Origin of the sequence: Chromohalobacter sarecensis, from assembly GCF_023061135.1 — a bacterium.
GTDB lineage: Bacteria > Pseudomonadota > Gammaproteobacteria > Pseudomonadales > Halomonadaceae > Chromohalobacter > Chromohalobacter sarecensis.
In genome coordinates this window covers 169,616-191,017 of the sequence record NZ_JAKGAN010000001.1, presented here as the reverse complement: position 1 = coordinate 191,017, position 21,402 = coordinate 169,616, and the positions used below count along the sequence as shown (strand labels likewise).

Below are 21,402 nucleotides of genomic sequence, written 5' to 3'. Positions count from 1 at the left end.
ATTGATTCCAATCCGCAACCGGCGTAGCGTGAAGGTGTCGAATTCATAGGAGACTGGATCATGGCGGAAGCCAAGAGTGTCATCAAACGTGTCTACGTTCCTACCTATGTCCGCGATCTGCCCAATGGCGAGCGTGTGACGGTGCCCGGACACTACAAGAAGACACCCACGCACTCGCGCTGACGCTCGTGATTGGGTCGCGCCCCGTCCTTTCTGCGCGGGCATGCAACGAACCATGAACGCCCTGCCAACCAGCGGGGCGTTTTTGTTCGAGGAGGGGCGTGCATCGCATGCATCAGCGGCTCAGATCGATCTCTCGCGTCTGGCCGGCGCCAATCTCGATCTGCTTCAGGATCAGCGGGCTGCGCGAGCCGTCCGGCAGGCGCACGCTTGCGGCCACATAGAAGACCCCCGCGGGAATGCCGGTGGCCTCGAAATAGCCGTTGGCGTTGGTCTTGGCGTAATGCGTGTATTCACGCGCACGTGGGTCCGCAGGCTCGATGCGCTTCCCCGCCAGCGCGGCTTCGGCGGCCTCGGCGGAATAGCGCGTGGCCGGGGCGATCGACACGGTTTCGTTCTTGCCCACCAGCGTACCGTCTGTCGATGAGGTGTAGCGCAGTCGCCCCTTGACGACAGCGGAGCCATGCTTGTCCAGTTTGGCGTATTCCTCGGCGGGAAATGCAACCTGACGTTCGACGGCGCCTACCGGCGTACCTTCGCCGGCTTCCTCGACATCGACGGGCTGCGTCGGCCCACCCGTGGGTAGCATTTCACAGCCACTCAGTGCCAGCCCCACCAGGGCCAGCCACCATCCCGTGCGTCTATGTCTCATTCCATGAGCCACCTTATAAGCGAACTTAACGCGTAAGTTCTGGATTGAGCGTGTAAGTCCCCATCACGCAGGATTGCTCGATGACATGCCCTTGCATGGCCTCGAGAACTTCATCACCGGTGAACTCGCCCTGCAGACCCAGCGAAGCAATATCCAGCGCATAGACTGTGAAGTAGTAGCGATGCACCAAGGTGTCGTTCCACGGCGGACAAGGCCCGTCATAGCCTCCGTAAATGCCTTCGAGCTGTTCGTCATCGACGAAAAAGTCCGTGTAGCTGTTGATACCGCGTACGCCCTTGCCGGTCTCGCCTGGTGCCTTGCCCATGGCCACGACACCGTCAGCATCTTCGCCTTCGTCGATGCCGCTCACCTCCGCAGGGATATCGATCAATACCCAGTGGTAGAAATCGGCGCGAGGCAGTTCGGCTGGCACGCTGCGGCCTTCTTGGTTGACGTCGCTAGGGTCCGTGGGCGCATCCGCATCGACCACCAACAGCGCGAGGCTACGCGTCCCGGCAGGCACATCATGCCAGTGAACACGCGGATTGCTATTGTCACTGAAACGAAGGTGTTGATCGGGATCGGGAGCGGCGAACGCGAAGCGTTCGGGAATGGGTTCTCCGTCGATGATGTCCTGCACATCGATGCGCATGCGGCTGCCTCCTGGTAGGCCGTGAAGAAGATGCTATTGCTTAGTCTGGCACATTCATGAGGCGGTGCGCATAGGACCAACGGAGCCCAGCGCGCAACGCCACTAACGACACAACGAGACGCCGCGCATGCCAAAATGAAAATGGTTGGCATGCGCGGCATTGTAGTCCGGCCCGAGGGTTGTCCCGAATACCTCGCAGGCGCCATCGCGCACGCGATGCAGGAAATCCGCCGCGTCATCGTCGCCCACCCAGTCATCGAGCACGGAAACACGGCGTCCGTCCGCCAGCCGAAAGGTCGCCACATCGAGCGCTTCCGCAGTAGCGTGGTCGCTGCGGCGGGCATTGTCGCGATGATAGATGTTACGACACGCGAAGCTCCCCAAGTGGCGTACCGACGCCACCGGCTCACCGAACACCTCCTGCGCGGCCGGCTGCAGGCGTTGACGCTCGAACAGCGACCAAGCCACCGCCAGCGGACAGCTGGCCACGAAACTGGCATTGAAATCGACACCGGCATGGCGCACGCGCACCACATTTTTAAGCGGGCAGCCGGCAACGGGGGTGTAATCCGCCAGCGGCGTGTAATTCAGGGTACCAGCAGGCGCGGCGTCGAGAACATCGCGGCAGGCCTCACGATCGCCCTCCAAGCGACCGAGCTTCCACTGCGTCACCGGAGTGAGTGGATCCTCAATCGCTAGCGGAGCGAAGGGATTCCACTCCTGAGGGACGCTCCAGACGCCCTTGTCCAGGGCGACGCCGGCGGCAATCACGGCGAAACTCAACGCGAGGAAGGCAAGCGACGGTTTCATGGCACTCCCGGCAAGGTGCAAAGCCTTCAGTTAGAGAACGTCAGCGGTCATATGACGATCCGCCTGTGAGGAATGCGAATGTGACCGATACTGTACGCACCCCCGACCTTACAGGAGAACCGCCATGCCACGCTGGATTCCACTCGCCTTCATCGCTGGCTTCTTCGCCGTGCTTTGCTTCCATCAGCCCATGGCGGGCTTGTTGCACGCCTACGCCATCATCCCGTTTGCGCCCTATGGCACCACAGCCGTACCTCCTTTGGGCGTTCCTCAGTGGCTGTCGGCGAGCTTCTGGGGCGGTGTATGGGGCATCGTCATGTTGTGGGTATTCACGCGTTGCCACGTCACGACCGGGCTGTGGTGGAAAAGCGTGCTGTTCGGCGGTATCGCGTTAACACTCGTGGCGCTGTTTATCGTCTTTCCGCTCAAGGGGCGCGGCCTCAACCTCGCCGGATTTCCCATCGGCTTTCTGGTCAATGGCGCTTGGGGGCTGGGCATTTGGGTCTTCGCACGCTGCTTCGGGCTCTGGAGAGTCCCGCCGGGACGTACGTAATCAGCCCCACAAAAGGGTTACCAGCAACGCCAGCACGCCTACGATCAGCGCGGTGAGCACGGCGATGCTCACCAGTCGATTCAGCCAATCATCGACGCCGCCCCGGGGACGCACGGGGCCTCCTCTCCGGCGGCGAGTCGCGCCGTGACGTTGTCGCCTGCCTGCTTTGGCCACTTGGGGCATTCCTCACTCCCGTCCATGCAATATCGCTTACCATAAGGGGTGGCGCGCGTTTCCACCAGCGCCAACGTAAAACGCCCGGCCGAAGCCGGGCGTTGCATAGCCGCAGGCGTGCGTTACCCGCCTTCATGCGTATTGATACGGCGATTGACCACATTCGGAGCGCGACGATAGCGCTCGGCATCAGCCAACGTGTCGGCTTCGAAGGCATCGGCGCCGACCGGCGTCTCTCCATGGCGATGATACAGTGCCGTCAGCATCGCCTTGCGATCCGCTCGCAGTTCCTTCACCAGCACGAAGATCATCCCATAGAGAATGAAGGTAAATGGCAATGCCGCCAGCACTGCTGCGGATTGCAGCCCATTCAAGCCTCCCGCGACCAGCAAGGTGAGACAGATCGCGGCGATCAACACGCCCCAGATAATCCGCTTCACCAAAGGCGGATTCAGCGAGCCGCCATCGGTCATCTGCGAGACGATGTAGGTCGCCGAATCTGCAGACGTCACCAGGAAGATGAAGATCAAGAACAGCGCCACCACCGACAGCACATTGGAGAAGGGCATCAAGTTGAACATCTGGAACAGCGCCACGGTGATGTTGTCAGCCGTTGCCGAGGCCAATCCGACATCACCGGACAATTCCATGTTGAGCGCAGCCCCACCGAACACGCCGATCCACAGGCAAGCCAGCAGCGGCGGCACGATCAACACGCCGAACACATACTCCTTGATGGTACGGCCGCGCGAGACACGTGCCACGAAAGTCCCCACGAACGGCGACCAAGCGATGACCCACGCCCAGTAGAAAATCGTCCAATTACTCGCCCAAGTATCGTCACTATAGGGCGCGACACGCAGGCTCATGCCCACGATGTTTTGTAGGTAATCGCCGATTCCTAAGGTGATGGTTTCGAGGATCGCCACGGTCGGTCCGGTGATCAGCACATAGAACATCAGCGCAAAACACAGCACCATGTTGAGATTGGAAAGGCGCTTGATGCCCTTGTCCAACCCCGACCAGGTAGACGCCATGTAACACAGGAACATGGCGCCCATGATGATGAACTGCCATTTGACGCCTTCCTCGACGCCGAACACTGCATGCAGACCACCGTTGATCTGCAACACCGCCAGGCCGATGGACGTCGCCACCCCCATCACGGTGGCGACTACGGCGAACACATCCAGCGCCGGTCCTATCTTGCGCAGCTTGGGACGCTTGGCGGTCATGCTCGAGAGCACGTTGGACACCAGTCCCGCCTGTCCCTTGCGGAACTGATAATAGGCGATGATCAACCCAACCACGGAGAACGCCGCCCACTGATGGATGCCCCAATTGAAGAAGCTGTATTGAATGGCATAGCGTGCCGCTTCCTCGGTGCCACCTTCCATGTCACCGTAAGGCGGTTCGAGAAAGTGTGTCATCGGCTCGGCCATGCCATAAAATACCAAGCCGACGCCAAATCCGGCCGCCAGTAGCATGCTGACCCACGAGAAGAAGCTATAGGAGGGTGAGCTATCCTGCGGGCCTAGGCGGATCTTGCCGTACTTGCTGAAGGCCAGCGTCAACAAGAACACCACGAACCCGAAGACCGAAAACAGGTAGAACCACCCAAAGTAGTGTGAAATGGTTGATAATGCCGTCGATGCCGCTTCACCGAAGCCCTCGGGAAAGGCCGCGCCTATGGCGACCAGAACCGCCACGATCAAGGCAGAGACGATGAATACATTTTGCCTTCCAATATTGGCCATGCAGCTATCCTCTTAGTCTCCGACGATACGATGTCTCATGCACCTCTTGGGTTCTTATCACCGGGCCCAGCATGCCTGCAATGGCCCAGGGAACCAAAGCCAAATACATGAGACCAATCGACCACGATGGCAGAATCATTGCCGCATGGCCATAACCGCATTTTATATTTCAGCAAATCAATCATTAAACTTCATTGAAGAGCCCGCTATGCCGTCACCAACCCGTCTGGCTTCCGCCACCGCTTGGCTCGAGCGTCTTTCGCATTCACGGCATGCCCTGCCGCTGTTGTTTTTCGCTTCGATGCTGGAAACCCTCTTGGTGCCGATTCCTATCGAGACCATCCTGATCCCCTGGATGCTGGCCCAACCGCGTCGTAAATGGCGCTTGGCAGGCGTGGCGCTGGCAGGCAACTTGACTGCCGCCGCGATTGGCTACGCACTGGGGGCCTGGGCATTGAATACTTGGGGGACGACGCTTATCCCTTTGTTTGGGGGCCAGGATGCCTATACCGCCTTTCAGGCGCGCATGGCCAGCGACGGCTTTATGGCGGTGCTCGCGGTGGGCATCATCCCCATCCCCTTCCAGATCGCTATGCTCGCCGCCGGATCGAGTGGCTATCCCTTCCCCATGTTTCTGCTGGCATCTCTTTTTGCGCGTGGCGTGCGCTATTTTGGCCTCGCCTTGCTGGTGCATCTCGCCGGCGACGCGGCCCTATCGTTGTGGCGGCGCCACGCACGCCCTATCGGCGTGCTGGGCATCGTGTTGTTCGGCTCGTGGCTCTGGCTTCAATTCATGCCATGAGCGCCACACCGTGAACGTAGCGCCAAACCTTGAGTTATACGCTCGTCATCCCCACACAGAGTAATATTGAGGACGCTAACGTTCACCCGATCAAGAGGCCATCATGAGCCGACTCTCGCAAATTCCGCTGTCCGTGCTCGATCTCGCACCGATCTCGCATGACGGCACCGCCGCCGAGACCTTCGAACGCACGGTCGATCTCGCCCAACTCACCGATACCCTGGGCTACAATCGCTATTGGCTGGCCGAGCATCACAACATCGACGGCATCGCCAGTGCTGCCACGTCCTTGCTCATCGGTCATGTCGCCGGCAAGACACAACGCATCCGCGTAGGCAGTGGCGGCATCATGCTGCCCAATCACCCGCCGCTGATGGTCGCCGAACAGTTCGGCACGCTGGAAACGCTGTATCCCGGGCGCATCGATCTGGGCCTGGGGCGCGCGCCCGGCTCCGACGGCGTGACCATGCAGGCCATGCGTCGCAACCCGCGCGCTGGCGTGAATGACTTCCCCGATCGCCTGGCTGAACTACGCGGCTACCTGGGCGATGCCCTGCCCGATCAACGCGTCAAGGCGATTCCCGGTCAGGGCACGCATGTACCGCTCTGGCTGCTGGGCTCCAGCGACTTCAGCGCACGCCTCGCCGCCCAGCTTGGCTTGCCGTTCGCCTTCGCCGGCCAGTTCGCCCCAGGCTATATGCTTGAGGCCATCCAGCTCTATCGGCAAATGTTCCAGCCCTCCGACGTGCTGGACGCGCCGTATGTGATGCTAGGCATCCCGCTAGTCGCCGCCGACAGCGACGCGCATGCGCAGTACCTGGCTACCACTCAGCAGCAGAAGTTTCTCAACCTGATTCGCGGCAAGAGCACGCGCACCCTGCCGCCCGTCGAAGCACTCGACTGGTCGCCGCAGGAACGCGCCATGGTCAGTCAGAACCTCGGCGCTTCCATCGTCGGCGGTCCCGAGACGATCCGCGACGAACTCGACAACTTCCTGGCGCATACTCAAGCCGACGAACTCATGATCAACGGTGATTTCTACGATCACGATGACCGTCGTCGCTCGTATGAGATTCTCTCCGACGTCTGGAAAGGCTGAGGCCCGACAGTCATTTACGCAGACGTATAAGGCCAGCGGCTGCCTAATGCCAGTCAGTGAACGCTGACTGGCATTTCCCTACTGAAGTATTCACTTGTAACGATAGCAATACATGATGGCACTTGAGCAAGCGCCATTCATGAGCGTAGCGTCATTATGGTTAGCGAACGTCTTTTCAGGAGTATTGCTTATGGAAGGCGATGAAAAAGCACTGATGCGTGAGCAAGCCTTCGTCGATGGCGGCTGGATCGATGCCCCCGATAATGACCGCCGGGCCGTCAGTGACCCAGCCACCGAACAGGTGATAGGCCATGTGCCGGAACTTCAGTCCACGCGTATCGAAGAGGCGATCGACGCGGCATCACGCGCCTTCGTGACGTGGCGCGATACTTCAGGCGTCGAGCGCGCCAACAAGCTCCTCGCGTGGTACGAAGGCATGCAAGAGCATGCCGAAGCGCTCGCCAGGCTGATGACCCTGGAACAGGGCAAGCCGCTCGCGGAAGCACGCGGTGAAGTCGACTATGCGGCGAGCTTCTTGCGTTGGTTCGCCGAGGAGGCACGCCGCGCCACTGGCGAGACCATCCCGCCGGAAGACCCCGCATTTGCGATTGGCACGACCCGCCAACCGGTTGGCGTGGCCGCCATCATCACGCCGTGGAACTTCCCGCTGGCGATGATCACGCGCAAGGTCGGGGCCGCCTTGGCCGCCGGCTGCACCACACTGATCAACCCTGCCAGTCAGACCCCCTTCAGCGCTCTGGCCCTGGCCGTATTGGCCGAGCGCGCCGGCCTGACAAATGGCGAGTTCAATGTCGTGACCTGCTCCGGCAAGCGCTTCTCCGAAACGGTGTGTGCCGATGATCGCGTGCGCGCCCTGTCGTTCACCGGCTCCACTCAGGTGGGTCGGCAACTCTTGCGTCAGAGTGCGGATACGGTCAAGTGCACGGCGATGGAACTCGGTGGCAACGCGCCGTTCATCGTCTGTGACGACGTAGACTTGGAGACTGCCGTCGACGGAGCGATCGCGGCCAAGTTCCAGACCAGCGGGCAGGACTGTGTCGCCGCCAACCGGATCTTCGTGCACCGCTCCCTCTACGAAGACTTTATCGAACGCTTCACTGAACGCATGAATGCCATGGGTGTGGGCAACGGCTTCAATGAAGGTAACGAGATCGGCCCGCTGATCAACCGCGACGCGGTCGAGCAAGCCCAGGCGCTGGTCGATGATGCAAAGGACAAGGGAGCACGCATCATCGGTCGCGATCAAGGCGAGGCCCCCGGACCACAGTTTTTCATGCCCACCCTGGTGGCCGACTTTACTGCCGAGATGCGCGTATCGGCCGAGGAAGCATTCGCCCCGGTAGCGCCCATCTGTGCCTTCGATGACGACGATGAGGTGATCATGGTGGCCAACGATACTATCTACGGCCTCGCCTCGTATGTTTACACCCATGACGATGCCCGCATCCGCAAGTTCCTGCGCGGCCTGGAGTTTGGCATGGTCGGCGTGAACACCATGGACATCACCGGGCCACACGTCCCCTTCGGCGGCGTAAAGCAGTCGGGGCTGGGGCGTGAAGGCGCCCATGCCGGCATGGAAGAATATCTGGAAACTCAATATTACTGCATCGGCAATGGCCCACGTCCCAAGCGTTGACCGGCATGCGTACCCAACCACTCACCGCATCGCCGCCGTTCCGACGAGATTCTCGCCGAGGTGTGGAAAGGCTAAGGCTTGCCAGCCATCCGCGCAGACGCAAAAGGCCGGCATTCGCCGGCCTTTTCACGTTCACGCAGAGCAACTGCGGGTGAATAGTATGCCTCACCCCAGCCGGGCGGCGAGCTTCTCTTCCAGCGTCGCCTGGTCCTCGGCGAAGCGGCGAATGCCTTCGGCGAGCTTCTCGGTGGCCATGGCATCCTGATTGAGCCCCCAGCGGAACGTCGCTTCGTCCAGCGGGGCGAGACGCTCACTGGCATCCCCGACGTCGCTGATCTTGCGCTCGATCTCGTTTTCCTCGCCCTCGAGTTCTTCGAGTAGCGCTGGCGAAATGGTCAGGCGATTGCAGCCGGCCAGGCCCAGGATCTGGCCCTTGGTACGGAAACTGGCGCCCATGACCACGGTGTCGTAGCGATAGCGGCTGGCGATGTCGCATACCTCGCGCACGAACACGACGCCCGGGTCTTCATCCGGCGCGTACTCCTGCCCGGTTTTCTGCTTGTACCAATCGGTGACGCGGCCCACGAAGGGCGAGATGAGATACACCCCGGCGTCGAAGCAGGCCCGGGCCTGCGCCTTGGAGAACAACAGCGTCAGATTGCACTGAATGCCTTCCTTCTCGAGCTGCTCGGCGGCGCGGATGCCTTCCCAGGTCGAAGCCAGCTTGATCAGCACGCGTTCACGGCCGATCCCGCGCTGCTCGTAAAGCTCGATGAGGCGGTGCGCCTTCTGAATGCTCGCCTCGCGGTCGAAGGACAGCTTGGCGGCAACTTCCGTGGACACACGCCCCGGAATCAGCTGCGTGATCTCACTGCCCATGGCGACGGACAAACGATCCACTGCTTCGTCGACCCGAGCCTGGGGATCGGCGATATCGGCCTTGACCTGCGCCAGCGTCTCGTCAATCAGCGCTTGATAGCCGGGCAGCTCGAAGGCCTTGAGGATCAGCGAAGGATTGGTCGTGGCATCGTGCGGCTGGTAGCGCTTGATGGCCTCGAGATCGCCGGTATCGGCGACTACCATCGAAAGTTGCTTGAGAGCCTCGAGTTGCGTCATGGCAAATATCCTGTAACGAAAAGGGTCATGGGTCGCGTCTCATGGCGCGACGTCGTAGCGTTCGGCCAGCGCCTGACGGTAACGCTGGTAGAGTTCCTGATAACGGCGTACCGGTTCGCCACGCGGGCGGGTCAAGGTATCGAGATCCACCTCGACGAGCCGTTCGGTCAGTGCCGCCAACGACTCGCCCTGCCCACGCGTCTGGGTATCGCACCAGGCGGCCTGAATCGCCCCACCCAAGGCGGCAGCCTCGGTAATGCGTGGACAGATCACATCGACATCCAGCACATCGGCGACGATTTGGCGCCAGACGGCACTCTTGGCGCCACCGCCGACCAGACGGACTTGGCTGGCCTGCGATGCCAGCTCGCCCAAGCGTTCGAACCCATAGCGTAGCCCGAACGTCGTCCCTTCGACTACCGCGCGACAGAGATTGTCCGCCGTCGTGTTGAGACTCGTCATGCCCTCGAAGCTGGCGGTAGCATGCGGCAGCGTCGGCACACGCTCGCCATTGAAAAAAGGCAACGCCATGACGCCCTCGGCACCCAACGGGGCCCGGGCCACGCGCTCGCCGAAGGTCGCCAGATCGAAACCGAACAGCTCGCGAACCTTGGTGGTCGCCGAGGTCACGTTCATGGTGCAGATAAGCGGTAACCACCCGCCGTGACTGGCGCAGAAATTGGCAACCTGGGCGTCCTCGGCCTCCATCGGTGCGGCCGAATGCGCGTACACGGTTCCCGAGGTACCCAGGCTCAGGGTCACCATGCCGGGGGCGATATTGCCGGTGCCGATGGCCGCCATCATGTTATCGCCGCCGCCACTGGACACCAGCACGTCATCGCCGAGGCCCAACAGGCGCGCGACCTCGGGACGTACCGTTCCTACTGGCGCGTGAGAGTCGATCAAACGTGGCAGTACCGCTTCCGGCGAGAGTTCAGGCGCCATGGTTTGGAACACGTCATGGCGCCACTCACGTGCGCGGGTATCGAAATACCCGGTGCCGGAGGCATCCCCGCACTCGGCGACACGCTCGCCGGTCAACCAGAAATTCAGATAATCGTGGGGCAACAGCAAGGTGGCGATACGCTGGTAGGCGTCGGGATGCGTGTCGCGCAACCAGGCGACTTTCGAGGCCGTATAGCCGGTTTGCAGCACCAGCCCCAGCTTGTCCAGGCAGCCTTCCCGGCCGCCCAGGCGCTCGATCAGCGTCTCGTTGTGCAGCGCTGTTTCGGTATCGCACCACAGTTTCGCGGGATGCAGTGGCTGGCCGTCGGCATCCAGCGCCACCATGCCGTGCTGCTGCCCCGAGACGCCGATGGCGCGGATGTCGCGCGCATCGATACGCGCCTCACTCACCGCCTCGTGGAACGCCTCGGTCAAGGCCGAGATCCATTCGCTAACGTCCTGCTCGCGCTTGCCGTTATCGCCTTCGATCAAATGATGCGAACGGCTGGCCTCGCCCAGGATCGCCGCACGCTCGATATCGACCACCACCACCTTGGTGCTCTGCGTTCCACAATCCACGCCAACGTACATGTTCTCTCCTTATTCCAGCGCTGCGATGCATGGCCCGCGCGAGGCGGAACCTCGAGTATCCGTTTGTTGATCGCATTACGACATACGACCCTCGGCCAAGGCGCGAAGCGTCGCACGCGCACCCTCGGCATGTAGGGACTCGAGGGCCTGAAGATAAGCATCGCGGAAACGCGCGTTCTCCGCCAGGTCACCGAACAAGGCGTGCTGCTCGATGAACGCCGTGGGATAGGTACGATTGTCGCTGGCCACCGCCATCAAACGCTCCTTGAGGCGATCGACGACCTCGATCGGTTGGTCTTGTTCATCGACCCCTTCAGCATAGCGCGCCCAACTGGCCACCACGGCGGCGCTACGCTGGATCTCGCCGCCACGCGCGAGCTGCTCGCGGATCACCGGCAACAGCCACTTGGGAATGCGGTCCGAGCTTTCCGCGCATAGCCGCGCCAGGGTGTCCTTGATCTCGGGATTGGCGAAGCGCTCGATCAGGGTGCGCTTGTAGGCGTCAAGATCCACACCGGGGACCGGGGACAGGGTCGGCGTGGCCTCACGGTCCATGTAATCGAGCAGGAAATCGACGAACAATGCATCCTGGCACACCTCGTGGGCATAACGGTAACCCGCCAGGTACCCAAAATAGGTCAGCGCCTGATGGCTGGCATTGAGCAGACGCAACTTCATCAGTTCATAAGGCACGACGTCGTCGACCATCTGCACGTCGACCTGCTCGTAGGGCGGACGCCCTTCGGGGAAGCGGTCCTCGAGGACCCATTGAGTGAAGGGCTCGCAGACCACCGGCCATTGGTCCTCGACGTCGAAACGCTCGGCGAGCGCGGCGCTATCATCGGGCGTCGTCACCGGCGTGATGCGATCGACCATGGCATTGGGAAAGCAAACCTCGGTTTCGACCCAGTGGCCCAGTTCATCATCCAATGCACGCGCATGGGCGGTGAACATCTTGCGGGCAACATCGCCATTGCCCTCGATGTTGTCGCAGGACATCACCGTGAACGGCGCGATACCCCGTTCGCGACGCCGCTTGAGCGCCGCGACGACCAGCCCGAAGGTAGTGCATGGTGCTTCGGGCGTGGCCAGGTCCTGGCGCACCTCAGGGGTGGTGAGATCATACTCACCGGTGATGTGATCGACGTTGTAGCCGCCTTCGGTCACCGTCAACGAGACGATGCGAATCGCGGAGTCGCTCATGGTCTCGATGACCATATCGGGGGCCTCGGGCGCGTACAGATAATCGACGATCGAGCCGATCACACGCGCCTCGTACCGTCCGTCGGGATGCTTGATCATCAGCGTGTAGAGATGATCCTGCGTCGCCAGAGCATCGCGCATCTGCACATCGCCCGGCATCACGCCGACGCCGATGATGCCCCAATCCAGTGCCTCACCACGATTCATCAACGTATCGAGATACATCGCCTGATGGGCGCGATGGAAGCCACCCACACCGATGTGAACGATGCCCGATGTCACGCTATCGCGGTCATAGGCAGGCACGGCGATATCGGCCGCTAGATGTTGCAGGTTGTCGTTATTGAGTCGGGTCATGAATATCTCCTGCCGTGGGCGGCGAATGCTTCGCCTGTGGATCTTTAAAAAGGTCGGTCGCTTGCGGACCAGTGCACATCGGCGGCGACGGAGGCGGCCTTGATTTCCCGGAACGCCTTCAGCTCATCCAGTTGCCGCCGTCGATATTCAGCGTCTGGGCCGCCACGTAGTCGCTGTCATCACTGGGTTGTAAGAGATACGACACGTGGCCGCCTAGCGCGCACCCGGTCGCTCATCACGCCAGCGCTGTACCAGCGCGCCGAGTTCCGCCATGTGCGTGAGCACCTGCCAGGCACCGGCCTCGCGTAGCCGCTCTTCGTGGCCGGATTCGATATGGCTGGCGCCGGTAAAGCCGATCACCGTCATGCCGGCGGCACATGCCGCACGGGCACCGGACACGCTGTCTTCGATGACCAGGCAGGCCTCGGGGACCACCCCGAGACTCTGCGCCGCCAATCGGTAGACGTCCGGCGCCGGCTTGGGGCGCGCGACCTGCTCGGCGGTGAACAGCGGTGCCTTGCCGAGCAGTGCATCGAGTCCGGTGTTGGCCAGCGAGTCGACGACGCGGCGGCGGCGACTGTTGGAGACGATCGCCAGCGGCAAATCGAGCGCCTCGATGGCCGCCGCTACGCCGGCCATCGCCTCGAGCTCCTCGCCCAGACGCACCTCGATCGCCGCATCGATACGCGCCAAGGCGTCGTCGGGTAACGCATAGGCACTGTGGGCGGCGAGATGCTCGAGAATCGCCTGGGTGGTCATGCCTAGCGCATGGCGCAGTTCGTCGCCGATGGCCAAGTCGGGCAACCAAGCCGTCAGACACTCGTGCAGCACCGCCTCGGCGATGGCTTCGCTGTCGACCAGCACGCCATCGCAATCGAAGATCAGCATCTCCATGGGCGACTCCATCATTGGCCGTCCGAGGGGGAGGACACGCGATTTTGCTTGCGGTCGATGTCGACCAGCGGGTGGCGATGCAGATGGCTCAGCGCCTCGCCATCGCACTTGAAGAGATGGCCGCAGGTCGGGTCGAAGGAAAAGCGCACCTGGTCGTGCACCCGGTGAGCGACATCGCCGTCGGCAACCAGAATCCACTCACTGTCGCCGTGCTCGAGATACAACGAGGTGACCCCGCCGAGACGCTCGATAACCACGATCTTGCCGGTCAGCGGGCCCGCGTCATCGAGCTTCAAGTGTTCGGGGCGGATGCCCAACGTCAGCGTGTCGCCGGCGCTGACGCCACTGCCATCGACCGGCACGCGGCAGTCACCGCCAGGCAGTGCCACGTTGATGCCTTCACCGCTTGCTTCGCGGACCTCGACGTCGAGGAAATTCATCTTCGGCGAGCCGATGAAGCCGGCCACGAAACGGTTGCACGGGTGGTGGTAGAGTTCCATCGGCGAGCCGATCTGTTCGACCAAGCCGTCCTGCAGCACGACGATCTTGTCGGCCATGGTCATGGCCTCGATCTGATCGTGAGTGACATAGATCATCGTCGCGTCGAGTTCTTCGTGCAGCCGCGCCAGCTCGATGCGCATCTGCACGCGCAGCGCCGCATCGAGATTCGACAACGGTTCGTCGAACAGGAAGATGCTGGGATTGCGTACGATCGCCCGGCCAATGGCCACGCGCTGGCGCTGGCCACCGGAGAGCGCACGGGGCTTGCGGTCGAGCAAGGGTTCGAGCTGCAGAATCCGTGCAGCGGCGAGCACCTTTTCGCGACGCTCGGCCTTTTTCACCTTGGCCAGGCGCAGACTGAAGCCCATGTTGTCCTCGACGGTCATGTGCGGGTAGAGCGCGTAGCTTTGGAAGACCATCGCCAGACCACGATCGGCCGGCCCGACCTCGTTGATGCGCTCGCCATCGATGGAGATCTCACCGCTGGTGGTACTTTCGAGCCCGGCGATCATCCGCATCAGGGTCGACTTGCCGCAGCCCGACGGGCCGACGAAGACCACGAATTCGCGATCCTTGACCTCGAGGTCGACGCCCTTGATCACCTGAGTGCCGCCGAAGTCCTTGACGATGTCGTTGAGTTGTAGCGTTGCCATGGCGGAATTCCTTATTTGACGGCGCCGAAGGTGAGACCACGAACCATCTGTTTCTGGGTCATCCAACCGAAGATCAGGATCGGCGCAATGGCCAGCGTCGAGGCGGCGGATAACTTGGCCCAGAACAGCCCTTCGGGACTCGAGAAGGAGGCGATGAAAGCAGTTAGCGGGGCAGCATCCGAGGTCGTCAGATTGAGGCTCCAGAAGGCCTCGTTCCAGCTCAGGATGACCGACAACAGCCCGGTGGAAGCGATCCCCGGCAGGGTCAGCGGCAACAACAGGTAGAACACTTCTTGCAGGGTGCCGGCACCGTCCATGCGCCCCGCTTCGAGGATGTCCTTGGGAATGTCCTTGAAGAAGGTGTAAAGCATCCACACCACGATCGGCAGGTTCATCAGCATGTAGATGATGGTCAGTCCGAGCTGCGAGTCGAGCAGCCCCATGTCGCGGAACAACAGATAGACCGGCATCAGCACGCCCACCGGTGGCAGCATCTTGGTGGAAAGCATCCACAGCAGCGTGCCTTGGGTGCGCTTGGTCGGCAGAAAGGCCATCGAATACGCCGCGGGAATCGCCACGATCAGCGCCAGAAGCGTCGAGCCGAACGAAATCACGATGCTGTTGAGGGCGAATTTCAAATAGTCGGCACGCGCCATGACGGTGTGGTAGCCCGCCAGGGTCGGCTCGAAGAACAGGCTGGGCGGTGTCGCGACCGCCTCACCCTCGGTCTTGAAGCCGGTCAACACCATCCAGAAGATCGGGAAGAACACGATCAGCGCGATGCTCCAGGCGAGTAGCGTGAGCAGCAGTTTCTTGGTCATCGTAGGGTTCATGCAGTGCTCCTCGCCTCAGGTCTCGAGATTCTTGGCTACGGTGCGGATCAAGAAGATCGCCACGATGTTGGCCAGAATGATGGCGATGACCCCGCCGGCCGAGGCGCCACCCACATCGAAATCCAGCAGCGCGCGGATATAGATGAAATAGGCCAGGTTGGTCGAGGCCAGCCCCGGACCGCCCGAGGTGGTAACGAAGATCTCGGCGAAGATGGTCAGCAGGAAGATCATCTCAATCATGATCACCACGCTGATCGCGCGCTTTAAGTGCGGCAGAGTGATGAACCAGAAGATCGCCAATGGCCCGGCACCATCCATGCGCGCCGCCTCGACCTGGTCGTCGTCCAGCGACTGGATGGCGGTGAGCAGGATCAGCAGCGCAAACGGCATCCACTGCCAAGACACGATGATGATGATCGACGCCAATGGCATCGACGAAAACCAGTCGATCACCGGCAGTCCCAGCAGTTGGCTCAGCCAGGCGAACACCCCGTTGACCGGGTGCATCAGCATGTTCTTCCATACCAATGCTCCGACGGTGGGCATGACGAAGAACGGCGCGATCACCAGTAGCCGGGCAATGCCACGGCCGAAGAATTCCTGTTGGAAAAGTACCGCCAGCAGCGTGCCGCCGATCACGCTGATCGCCAGCACCCAGCCGACCAGCAGCAGCGTGTTGCCCATCGCCGTCCACAAGGCCGGGTCGGTGAGCAGATAGGTGTAATTGTCCCAGCCGGCGAAGCCGGAGATCATGGGATTGATCAGGTTATAGCGCTGGAAGGAGAACCACAGGGTCATGCCCAGTGGCACCAGCATCCACAGCAGCAACAGGGTAACCGCCGGGCCCTGCAGGAACAGATTGCGGAAGCCGCCGACGGTTCGTCCAGACGTTCTCTCGCGCATGGGAATGCCCTACTGAAGGAAACGAGTCGGGAAATGCGGCCGGATCATGACGATCCGGCCGAAGAGGGACGCTATCTGTTAGTCGTAGTAACCGGCCTGACGCATGGTACGTTCGACCGAGCGTTGGGCCTGATCGAGGGCGGCATCGACCGACTGCTGGCCGGAAAGCGCGGCACCGATCATCTGCCCGACCTGGGTACCCACCGACTGGAACTCGGGAATATTGACGGTCTGTACGCCGATATACGGGCTCGGCTTGAGCGTCGAGTCGGTCGGGTCGGCGGTCTGGATGGCGTTCAGCACGAAGTCGGCGAACGGCGCGGCTTCTTGATACTTGGGATTCTCGTAGGTCGATTCACGAGTGCCCGGGGGCACGCTGGTCCAGCCTTCTTTCTCGCCGACCAGTTCGATGTATTCCTGCGAGGTCGCCCAGGTAATGAAGGTCTTGGCGGCGTCCTTGGAATCCGACGAAGTGGGAATCGCCAGCGTCCACGACCATAGCCAGTTGGCCCCCTTCGGGGTCTTGGCAATCGGTGCGGGAGCGAAGCCCAACTTGTCAGCTACCTGCGACTCATCGGCATCATAAAACTTGCCGGCAGCCGAGGTGGCATCGACCCACATACCGCACTTGCCGCTGGAGAACAGCGCCTGGTTCTCGTTGAAGCCGTTGGAGGTCGCGCCCGGCGGGCCGTATTTGTTCATCAGATCGACGTAGAAGCTGACCGCTTCCTTCCACTCCGGCGAATTGATTTCCGGATGCCAGTCCTCATCGAACCAACGGCCGCCGAAGGTATTCACCAATGTCGAGATGAAAGCCATGTTCTCGCCCCAGCCCGGCTTGCCGCGCAGGCAGATGCCGTAAACGTCGCTGTCGGGGTCGTTGATCTGGCTCGCCCAATCCTGAACCTGGTCCCAGGTCGGCTGATCGGACATCTCGATGCCGGCTTTTTCGAAGAGATCGGTGCGGTAATACATCATCGAACTCTCGCCGTAGAACGGCAGCGCATATAGCGAACCGTCCTGGCTCAAGCCGTCGCGGATCGGCTTGATCAAATCCTGTTCATTATAGCTTTCGGGCAGGTCGTCGAGTTCCACCAACCAGTCCTGATTGGCCCAGATCGGCACTTCATAGGTGCCGACAGTCATGACATCGAACTGACCGCCATCGGTGGCAATGTCGGTGGTCAGACGCTGACGCAGCACGTTTTCCTCGAGCACCACCCATTCCAGGTCGATATCCGGGTGGGCCTTTTCGAATTCATCGGTCAGGCCCTGCATGATGATCATGTCGTTGTTGTTCACCGTGGCCACGGTGATGATTTCGGCATGTGCGGCGAACGAGGCCAGTGTCGCGGCCCCAGCCAGGGGTAATATGTGTTTCAGGTACATGGCGAGCTCCTGAGAGGAGATTCTTGAATTTGTTTTGATCAATCTACTCATTGAGTATTCAAATGATCATTTGCAACGCAAAAAAAAGCAAACCTCACACGCTTAGACTTTGGCCTAAGCAGCCCCCAATGTGGACACGATATAGCGTGCCGCCGCCTCGTCGGTGACCAGCCCTTTGAGCCAGCCCCCCCGCAAGGCACTCAGAATCGCCGGGCCCTTGTCGTGTCCGCCAGCCAAGCCCATCAACGGCTGACCGCCGAGGGCCGATAACGGCAAGCTGGTGATCCGGCGCGTGATAGGACAATCGATGAGCCGCCCTTGGGTATCCAGCGGCCAGCCGAGCAGCTCCCCCACGGCGCCGGCCTCGAGCAGCTCGTTGAGTTCTGCTTCACTGATGAAATGATCTTGGAACAGAGTCGCGCGTGGATCGATACGACCGATGCCGATGACCCCGGTTTCTGCTTCACGGGCAATATGGAACACTGCCTGCACGAGTTGCTGAGCCAGCAGCGCTTCTTTTTCTTCCACCGAGGCGGCGACCACCGGCGCCGGCAGCAGAAAACGCTCCGCCCCGGTCTTGTCGGCCAGCACCATCACCCCATCGTAGCGGTTGGCAGAGCCGTCACGCGCGACATTGCCCACCAGCGACACGATGCGATGCTGCGAGCGATCCAGACGGCTCAGAGCCTCCACCGTAGCGCGCACCGAACGCCCTGTGCCCAGCGATAGTGTCAGCGCTTGCTGGCGATCGAGAAGCCCAGCCAGGCGTTCGGCGCCCGCCTGGGCGAGGAAGCGCGGGCTGCTATCCGGAACGTCAGGGTCGCTGGGCACTACATCGCAGTAATCCAGCCCGAAATGCGTGAGAATCGCTTCGCCCATCGCCATGCACCCGGAAATGGGATGGTCGATATGCACCTTGACCAATCCTTCCTGCCGCGCCAATGCCAGCAGGCGCTGCACACCGGGGCGCGAGACGCCCAACTGGCCGGCGATTTCATCCTGGGTGCGTCCCCCCACATAGGACAGCCAGGCCGCACGCGCCGCCTGCTCGCGTTTGAGTTCGTACTTGTCCATCGCCGCTGCTCCTGCTGGAAGGGGAATGCCGGCATCATCGCAATCGCACGTCACGCGCACAATACGCGCCCCTTCAGAGCACGCCGCGACCACGTCAGACGATCAGGACTCGATACCGCTCGGCGCCACCGGTGACGTGGGCAGCCAGACGCGTGCGGCGAGTCCGCCGAGCGAGGCGCGTGACAGCGAGAGTTGGCCACCGTAGAGGGTCATCAAATCCTCGACGATAGCCAGGCCCAACCCGGAACCGGAGCGTCGCTCGTCGAGTCGGGAACCCCGCGCCAGGGCGGCATCACGCTGTGTCTCGCTCATGCCGGGACCGTCATCCTCGATCAACAATTCAACGCCTGATGACAGCGGATGAAAGCTCACCGTGACCTGGCTGTCGGCCCAGCGCAGCGCATTCTCCAGCAGGTTGCCGACCAGTTCCTGCAGATCCTGGGCCTCCATGCGTACTTTGAGGTCATCGGCCAACGCTTGCGTCAACTGGACACCGCGCCGTTGCCCCATTCGCGTCAATCCCTCGAGCACCGGCGCCAGGGTTTGGGCGGCGTCTACCTTGCCGGCAAGGACCACCCCACCGGCCGCAGAAGCTCTGGCAAGATGATGGCGAACGGCGTCGTCGATGCGCCCCAGTTCACCGTGCAGGCGGTCGCGCGTATCGGGCGGGAAGCGTTCGGCAAGGGTGGTGAGCACGCTGACCGGGGTCTTGAGCGCATGCGCCAGATTGCCGGCGGCGTTGCGACCGCGCTCGATCAGACGCCTGTCTCGCTCCAGCACACCGTTCATGGCACGCGCCAGGCGCGCCAGCTCGTCGGGCAGGAAATCCGTTTCGAGGCTGTCGATATCGCCGGATTCAACCGCACGTAGATTGGTATGCATGCGACGCAACGGCGCCAGTCCCCAGCGAATCTGAATCGCCAGCCCGACAAGCAGCAAGGCGCCAAGCGCCAGCAGCGACAACCCCAGCAGCCACTCGAAGCGCGCCACCTCGGTATCCAACTCCTCGCGTGACGCCGCCACGCTGACATGCAGCGTCTCGGCATGCCCCGGCAGGCGGATATCACGCTCGATGACGCGCAGCATGTCACCACGCGGGCCCTCGACTTCGCTCACGGCAACGCCCGTGGCGTTATCGGTCGGTAGCCGTTGATCCCACAATGAACGCGAGGTCAGCGTTTGCCCCTCATCGGCACTGATCTGCCAGTACCATCCCGAGAAGACTCGCTCGAATCGCGGGTCGCCCAGCGAGCGCGCCATACGCAGTTCTTCGTTCTGGGCATCGACCTGCACGCCCGCCAGCAATACATTGAGCAACGATTCGAGACGGTCGTCGAAGGCGGTGGTGACGGAATCGCGAAAATTATAAGCAAGCCCCGTGCCCGCCAGGGGGAGCGCCACCATGACCAGCAATAACGAGGCGATCAGCAATCGCGCGCGGATCGAGGTACGCGCAAGACGTTGTCGCCAGGGGTGGCGACTCATTGCTCATCCTCGGGCGCCACCAGACGATACCCCTGACCGCGCAAGGTCACGATGCGCTGGTTGCCGAGCTTACGGCGCAAGCGACTGACCTGTACGTCGATGACGTTGGAGTCAGGCTCATGATCACGGTCATAGACATGCTCGGAAAGTTCGGTGCGTGTCACGATACGCGGCGCGGCATGCAGCAAGTAGGCCAGCAACCGCGATTCCTGGGCCGTCAAGGTGATCGGGCGCCCCGCCAAGGTGACGCTACCGGTATGCGTATCCAGCGCCAACTCACCCAACCTGAGTATGGGATGGGCATGTCCATGGCTGCGTCGTACCAGAGCACGTAGACGAAACAGCACCTCGGCGGTTTCGAAGGGTTTGGTGACGTAGTCATCGGCACCGGCGGAAAAGCCCGCCGCCTTGTCCGACCAGCGCTCGCGGGCCGTGAGCACCAATACCGGCAAGTCGATACCATCCTCGCGCCAGGCCGCCAGCCAACGCGTACCATCACCATCGGGGAGCCCCAGATCGAGTATCACGGCATCATAGGACTCGACGCGCACGAGATAATCGGCGTTTGCGCCGGTCGCGGCATGCTCCCACAACAATCCCGCTTCTCCGAGCGCCTCACCGAGCGCCTCTGCCAACGCGGTATCATCCTCGACCAGCAACACCTTCATTGACGTGCCATCCCATCGATATTGACCCCTTCGATACCAATCATTTCCCCGCTCGTGGCATCGAATTCGAATTCCACCACCTGCCCCTGCGGGCCGATCATGTCGATTTCGTAGCGCGGTGGGCCATCATCACGCTCGAGCTCCACCTCTAGCACCTGGCCTATATAATGCCGCTCAAGCCAGTCGAGCACTTCGGGCAGAGCGACCACACGCCCCTCCTCCACCTCGCGGTGCAGGGAGCGCCATTCGTCATCGTCGGCCGCGACCAGCGACTGGCAGGCCATGATACCCACCGCCACCAGCATCAGCGCTTTGATACAGCGATTGAAGCGTTTCATGGACATGAGTTTGCCTCGGCCGACATGAATGCAGCATGAATAATCGCGCGCTAGATACTTCATATCGACCCTTGCCACACTGCAGAGATCATCACTGCCGCGCATGCCCGACACTC

Annotated in this window: 21 protein-coding genes; 5 read left to right on the top strand and 16 right to left on the bottom strand. The window is 61.6% G+C overall.

The window, feature by feature from the left end:
* The first annotated feature begins 60 nt into the window (after positions 1 to 60).
* Positions 61 to 183: a hypothetical protein gene (locus L1071_RS16190; protein WP_263433926.1), complete on the top strand. Its 123-nt coding sequence runs from the start codon at positions 61 to 63 to the stop codon at positions 181 to 183.
* A gap of 112 nt (positions 184 to 295) precedes the next feature.
* Here L1071_RS16190 and L1071_RS00905 read toward each other — a convergent pair whose 3' ends face one another.
* From L1071_RS00905 to L1071_RS00895, 3 genes are all read right to left on the bottom strand, one after another.
* Positions 296 to 832: a carboxypeptidase-like regulatory domain-containing protein gene (locus tag L1071_RS00905; RefSeq protein WP_246967572.1), complete on the bottom strand. Its 537-nt coding sequence runs from the start codon at positions 830 to 832 to the stop codon at positions 296 to 298.
* Positions 833 to 857: 25 nt separating this feature from the next.
* Entirely contained in the window at positions 858 to 1,484 is a 627-nt protein-coding gene (locus L1071_RS00900) for a YbhB/YbcL family Raf kinase inhibitor-like protein (RefSeq protein WP_246967569.1), read from the bottom strand.
* A 102-nt stretch (positions 1,485 to 1,586) separates the two neighbouring features.
* Complete coding sequence (locus tag L1071_RS00895) at positions 1,587 to 2,294, bottom strand: extensin-like domain-containing protein (RefSeq protein ID WP_246967565.1); 708 nt, start codon at positions 2,292 to 2,294, stop codon at positions 1,587 to 1,589.
* Between the two features lie 124 nt (positions 2,295 to 2,418).
* On the opposite strand from L1071_RS00895, the gene L1071_RS00890 reads away from it, so the two are divergent.
* Positions 2,419 to 2,847: a hypothetical protein gene (locus tag L1071_RS00890; protein WP_246967562.1), complete on the top strand. Its 429-nt coding sequence runs from the start codon at positions 2,419 to 2,421 to the stop codon at positions 2,845 to 2,847.
* Positions 2,848 to 3,143: 296 nt separating this feature from the next.
* Here L1071_RS00890 and L1071_RS00885 read toward each other — a convergent pair whose 3' ends face one another.
* On the bottom strand, positions 3,144 to 4,778 hold the full coding sequence (locus L1071_RS00885) for a BCCT family transporter (RefSeq protein WP_246967559.1): 1,635 nt from the start codon (positions 4,776 to 4,778) through the stop codon (positions 3,144 to 3,146).
* Between the two features lie 208 nt (positions 4,779 to 4,986).
* On the opposite strand from L1071_RS00885, the gene L1071_RS00880 reads away from it, so the two are divergent.
* The 3 genes from L1071_RS00880 (at position 4,987) to L1071_RS00870 (ending at position 8,336) form a co-directional block, all read left to right on the top strand.
* Positions 4,987 to 5,580, top strand: a complete 594-nt coding sequence (locus tag L1071_RS00880; protein ID WP_246967556.1) for a YqaA family protein — start codon at positions 4,987 to 4,989, stop codon at positions 5,578 to 5,580.
* Positions 5,581 to 5,683: 103 nt separating this feature from the next.
* The gene (locus L1071_RS00875; RefSeq protein WP_246967553.1) at positions 5,684 to 6,679 is read left to right on the top strand and encodes an LLM class flavin-dependent oxidoreductase; all 996 of its coding nucleotides are present in this window, start codon (positions 5,684 to 5,686) and stop codon (positions 6,677 to 6,679) included.
* A gap of 190 nt (positions 6,680 to 6,869) precedes the next feature.
* Positions 6,870 to 8,336 carry an NAD-dependent succinate-semialdehyde dehydrogenase gene (locus L1071_RS00870; protein WP_246967550.1) on the top strand — a complete coding sequence of 489 codons (1,467 nt, stop codon included), beginning with the start codon at positions 6,870 to 6,872 and terminating at the stop codon, positions 8,334 to 8,336.
* Between the two features lie 165 nt (positions 8,337 to 8,501).
* On the opposite strand, the gene tal is transcribed toward L1071_RS00870, so the two are convergent.
* From tal to L1071_RS00810, 12 genes are all read right to left on the bottom strand, one after another.
* Complete coding sequence (gene tal, locus L1071_RS00865; RefSeq protein ID WP_246967547.1) at positions 8,502 to 9,452, bottom strand: transaldolase; 951 nt, start codon at positions 9,450 to 9,452, stop codon at positions 8,502 to 8,504.
* A 39-nt stretch (positions 9,453 to 9,491) separates the two neighbouring features.
* On the bottom strand, positions 9,492 to 10,988 hold the full coding sequence (gene xylB / locus L1071_RS00860) for a xylulokinase (protein ID WP_246967543.1): 1,497 nt from the start codon (positions 10,986 to 10,988) through the stop codon (positions 9,492 to 9,494).
* Between the two features lie 75 nt (positions 10,989 to 11,063).
* Positions 11,064 to 12,548 carry a mannitol dehydrogenase family protein gene (locus L1071_RS00855; protein ID WP_246967540.1) on the bottom strand — a complete coding sequence of 495 codons (1,485 nt, stop codon included), beginning with the start codon at positions 12,546 to 12,548 and terminating at the stop codon, positions 11,064 to 11,066.
* Positions 12,549 to 12,761: 213 nt separating this feature from the next.
* Positions 12,762 to 13,442, bottom strand: a complete 681-nt coding sequence (locus L1071_RS00850) for an HAD family hydrolase (protein WP_246967537.1) — start codon at positions 13,440 to 13,442, stop codon at positions 12,762 to 12,764.
* An 11-nt stretch (positions 13,443 to 13,453) separates the two neighbouring features.
* Positions 13,454 to 14,596 (bottom strand): ABC transporter ATP-binding protein, encoded by a 1,143-nt coding sequence (locus L1071_RS00845; RefSeq protein ID WP_246967534.1) that lies wholly within the window; start codon positions 14,594 to 14,596, stop codon positions 13,454 to 13,456.
* An 11-nt stretch (positions 14,597 to 14,607) separates the two neighbouring features.
* The gene (locus L1071_RS00840) at positions 14,608 to 15,429 is read right to left on the bottom strand and encodes a carbohydrate ABC transporter permease (RefSeq protein ID WP_246967531.1); all 822 of its coding nucleotides are present in this window, start codon (positions 15,427 to 15,429) and stop codon (positions 14,608 to 14,610) included.
* 15 nt (positions 15,430 to 15,444) lie between these two features.
* Positions 15,445 to 16,332 (bottom strand): carbohydrate ABC transporter permease, encoded by an 888-nt coding sequence (locus L1071_RS00835; protein ID WP_246967528.1) that lies wholly within the window; start codon positions 16,330 to 16,332, stop codon positions 15,445 to 15,447.
* Positions 16,333 to 16,410: 78 nt separating this feature from the next.
* Positions 16,411 to 17,721, bottom strand: a complete 1,311-nt coding sequence (locus L1071_RS00830; protein WP_246967524.1) for an ABC transporter substrate-binding protein — start codon at positions 17,719 to 17,721, stop codon at positions 16,411 to 16,413.
* A 114-nt stretch (positions 17,722 to 17,835) separates the two neighbouring features.
* The gene (locus L1071_RS00825) at positions 17,836 to 18,795 is read right to left on the bottom strand and encodes a sugar-binding transcriptional regulator (RefSeq protein ID WP_040239644.1); all 960 of its coding nucleotides are present in this window, start codon (positions 18,793 to 18,795) and stop codon (positions 17,836 to 17,838) included.
* A gap of 102 nt (positions 18,796 to 18,897) precedes the next feature.
* Positions 18,898 to 20,280 (bottom strand): ATP-binding protein, encoded by a 1,383-nt coding sequence (locus tag L1071_RS00820; RefSeq protein ID WP_246967521.1) that lies wholly within the window; start codon positions 20,278 to 20,280, stop codon positions 18,898 to 18,900.
* A complete protein-coding gene (locus tag L1071_RS00815; protein ID WP_246967518.1) occupies positions 20,277 to 20,948 on the bottom strand; it encodes a winged helix-turn-helix domain-containing protein in 672 nt (223 codons plus the stop codon). The genes L1071_RS00820 and L1071_RS00815 overlap by 4 nt, the downstream gene beginning before the upstream one ends.
* Positions 20,945 to 21,292 (bottom strand): PepSY domain-containing protein, encoded by a 348-nt coding sequence (locus L1071_RS00810; RefSeq protein WP_378109905.1) that lies wholly within the window; start codon positions 21,290 to 21,292, stop codon positions 20,945 to 20,947. Before L1071_RS00810 ends, L1071_RS00815 begins: the two co-directional genes overlap by 4 nt.
* Between the last annotated feature and the right edge of the window lie 110 nt (positions 21,293 to 21,402).

Excerpts from the sequence above, each read along its gene's own strand:
- L1071_RS00900 (WP_246967569.1), bottom strand. The coding sequence starts at position 1,484 with ATGCGCATCGATGTGCAGGACATCATCGACGGAGAACCCATTCCCGAA.
- L1071_RS00855 (WP_246967540.1), bottom strand. The coding sequence starts at position 12,548 with ATGACCCGACTCAATAACGACAACCTGCAACATCTAGCGGCCGATATC.
- L1071_RS00845 (WP_246967534.1), bottom strand. The coding sequence starts at position 14,596 with ATGGCAACGCTACAACTCAACGACATCGTCAAGGACTTCGGCGGCACT.
- L1071_RS00835 (WP_246967528.1), bottom strand. The coding sequence starts at position 16,332 with ATGCGCGAGAGAACGTCTGGACGAACCGTCGGCGGCTTCCGCAATCTG.
- L1071_RS00810 (WP_378109905.1), bottom strand. The coding sequence starts at position 21,292 with ATGTCCATGAAACGCTTCAATCGCTGTATCAAAGCGCTGATGCTGGTG.
- tal (WP_246967547.1), bottom strand. The coding sequence starts at position 9,452 with ATGACGCAACTCGAGGCTCTCAAGCAACTTTCGATGGTAGTCGCCGAT.
- L1071_RS00850 (WP_246967537.1), bottom strand. The coding sequence starts at position 13,442 with ATGGAGATGCTGATCTTCGATTGCGATGGCGTGCTGGTCGACAGCGAA.
- xylB (WP_246967543.1), bottom strand. The coding sequence starts at position 10,988 with ATGTACGTTGGCGTGGATTGTGGAACGCAGAGCACCAAGGTGGTGGTG.
- L1071_RS00830 (WP_246967524.1), bottom strand. The coding sequence starts at position 17,721 with ATGTACCTGAAACACATATTACCCCTGGCTGGGGCCGCGACACTGGCC.
- L1071_RS00890 (WP_246967562.1), top strand. The coding sequence starts at position 2,419 with ATGCCACGCTGGATTCCACTCGCCTTCATCGCTGGCTTCTTCGCCGTG.
- L1071_RS00905 (WP_246967572.1), bottom strand. The coding sequence starts at position 832 with ATGAGACATAGACGCACGGGATGGTGGCTGGCCCTGGTGGGGCTGGCA.
- L1071_RS00820 (WP_246967521.1), bottom strand. The coding sequence starts at position 20,280 with ATGAGTCGCCACCCCTGGCGACAACGTCTTGCGCGTACCTCGATCCGC.
- L1071_RS00885 (WP_246967559.1), bottom strand. The coding sequence starts at position 4,778 with ATGGCCAATATTGGAAGGCAAAATGTATTCATCGTCTCTGCCTTGATC.
- L1071_RS00895 (WP_246967565.1), bottom strand. The coding sequence starts at position 2,294 with ATGAAACCGTCGCTTGCCTTCCTCGCGTTGAGTTTCGCCGTGATTGCC.
- L1071_RS00880 (WP_246967556.1), top strand. The coding sequence starts at position 4,987 with ATGCCGTCACCAACCCGTCTGGCTTCCGCCACCGCTTGGCTCGAGCGT.
- L1071_RS00815 (WP_246967518.1), bottom strand. The coding sequence starts at position 20,948 with ATGAAGGTGTTGCTGGTCGAGGATGATACCGCGTTGGCAGAGGCGCTC.
- L1071_RS00840 (WP_246967531.1), bottom strand. The coding sequence starts at position 15,429 with ATGAACCCTACGATGACCAAGAAACTGCTGCTCACGCTACTCGCCTGG.
- L1071_RS00825 (WP_040239644.1), bottom strand. The coding sequence starts at position 18,795 with ATGGACAAGTACGAACTCAAACGCGAGCAGGCGGCGCGTGCGGCCTGG.
- L1071_RS16190 (WP_263433926.1), top strand. The coding sequence starts at position 61 with ATGGCGGAAGCCAAGAGTGTCATCAAACGTGTCTACGTTCCTACCTAT.
- L1071_RS00875 (WP_246967553.1), top strand. The coding sequence starts at position 5,684 with ATGAGCCGACTCTCGCAAATTCCGCTGTCCGTGCTCGATCTCGCACCG.
- L1071_RS00870 (WP_246967550.1), top strand. The coding sequence starts at position 6,870 with ATGGAAGGCGATGAAAAAGCACTGATGCGTGAGCAAGCCTTCGTCGAT.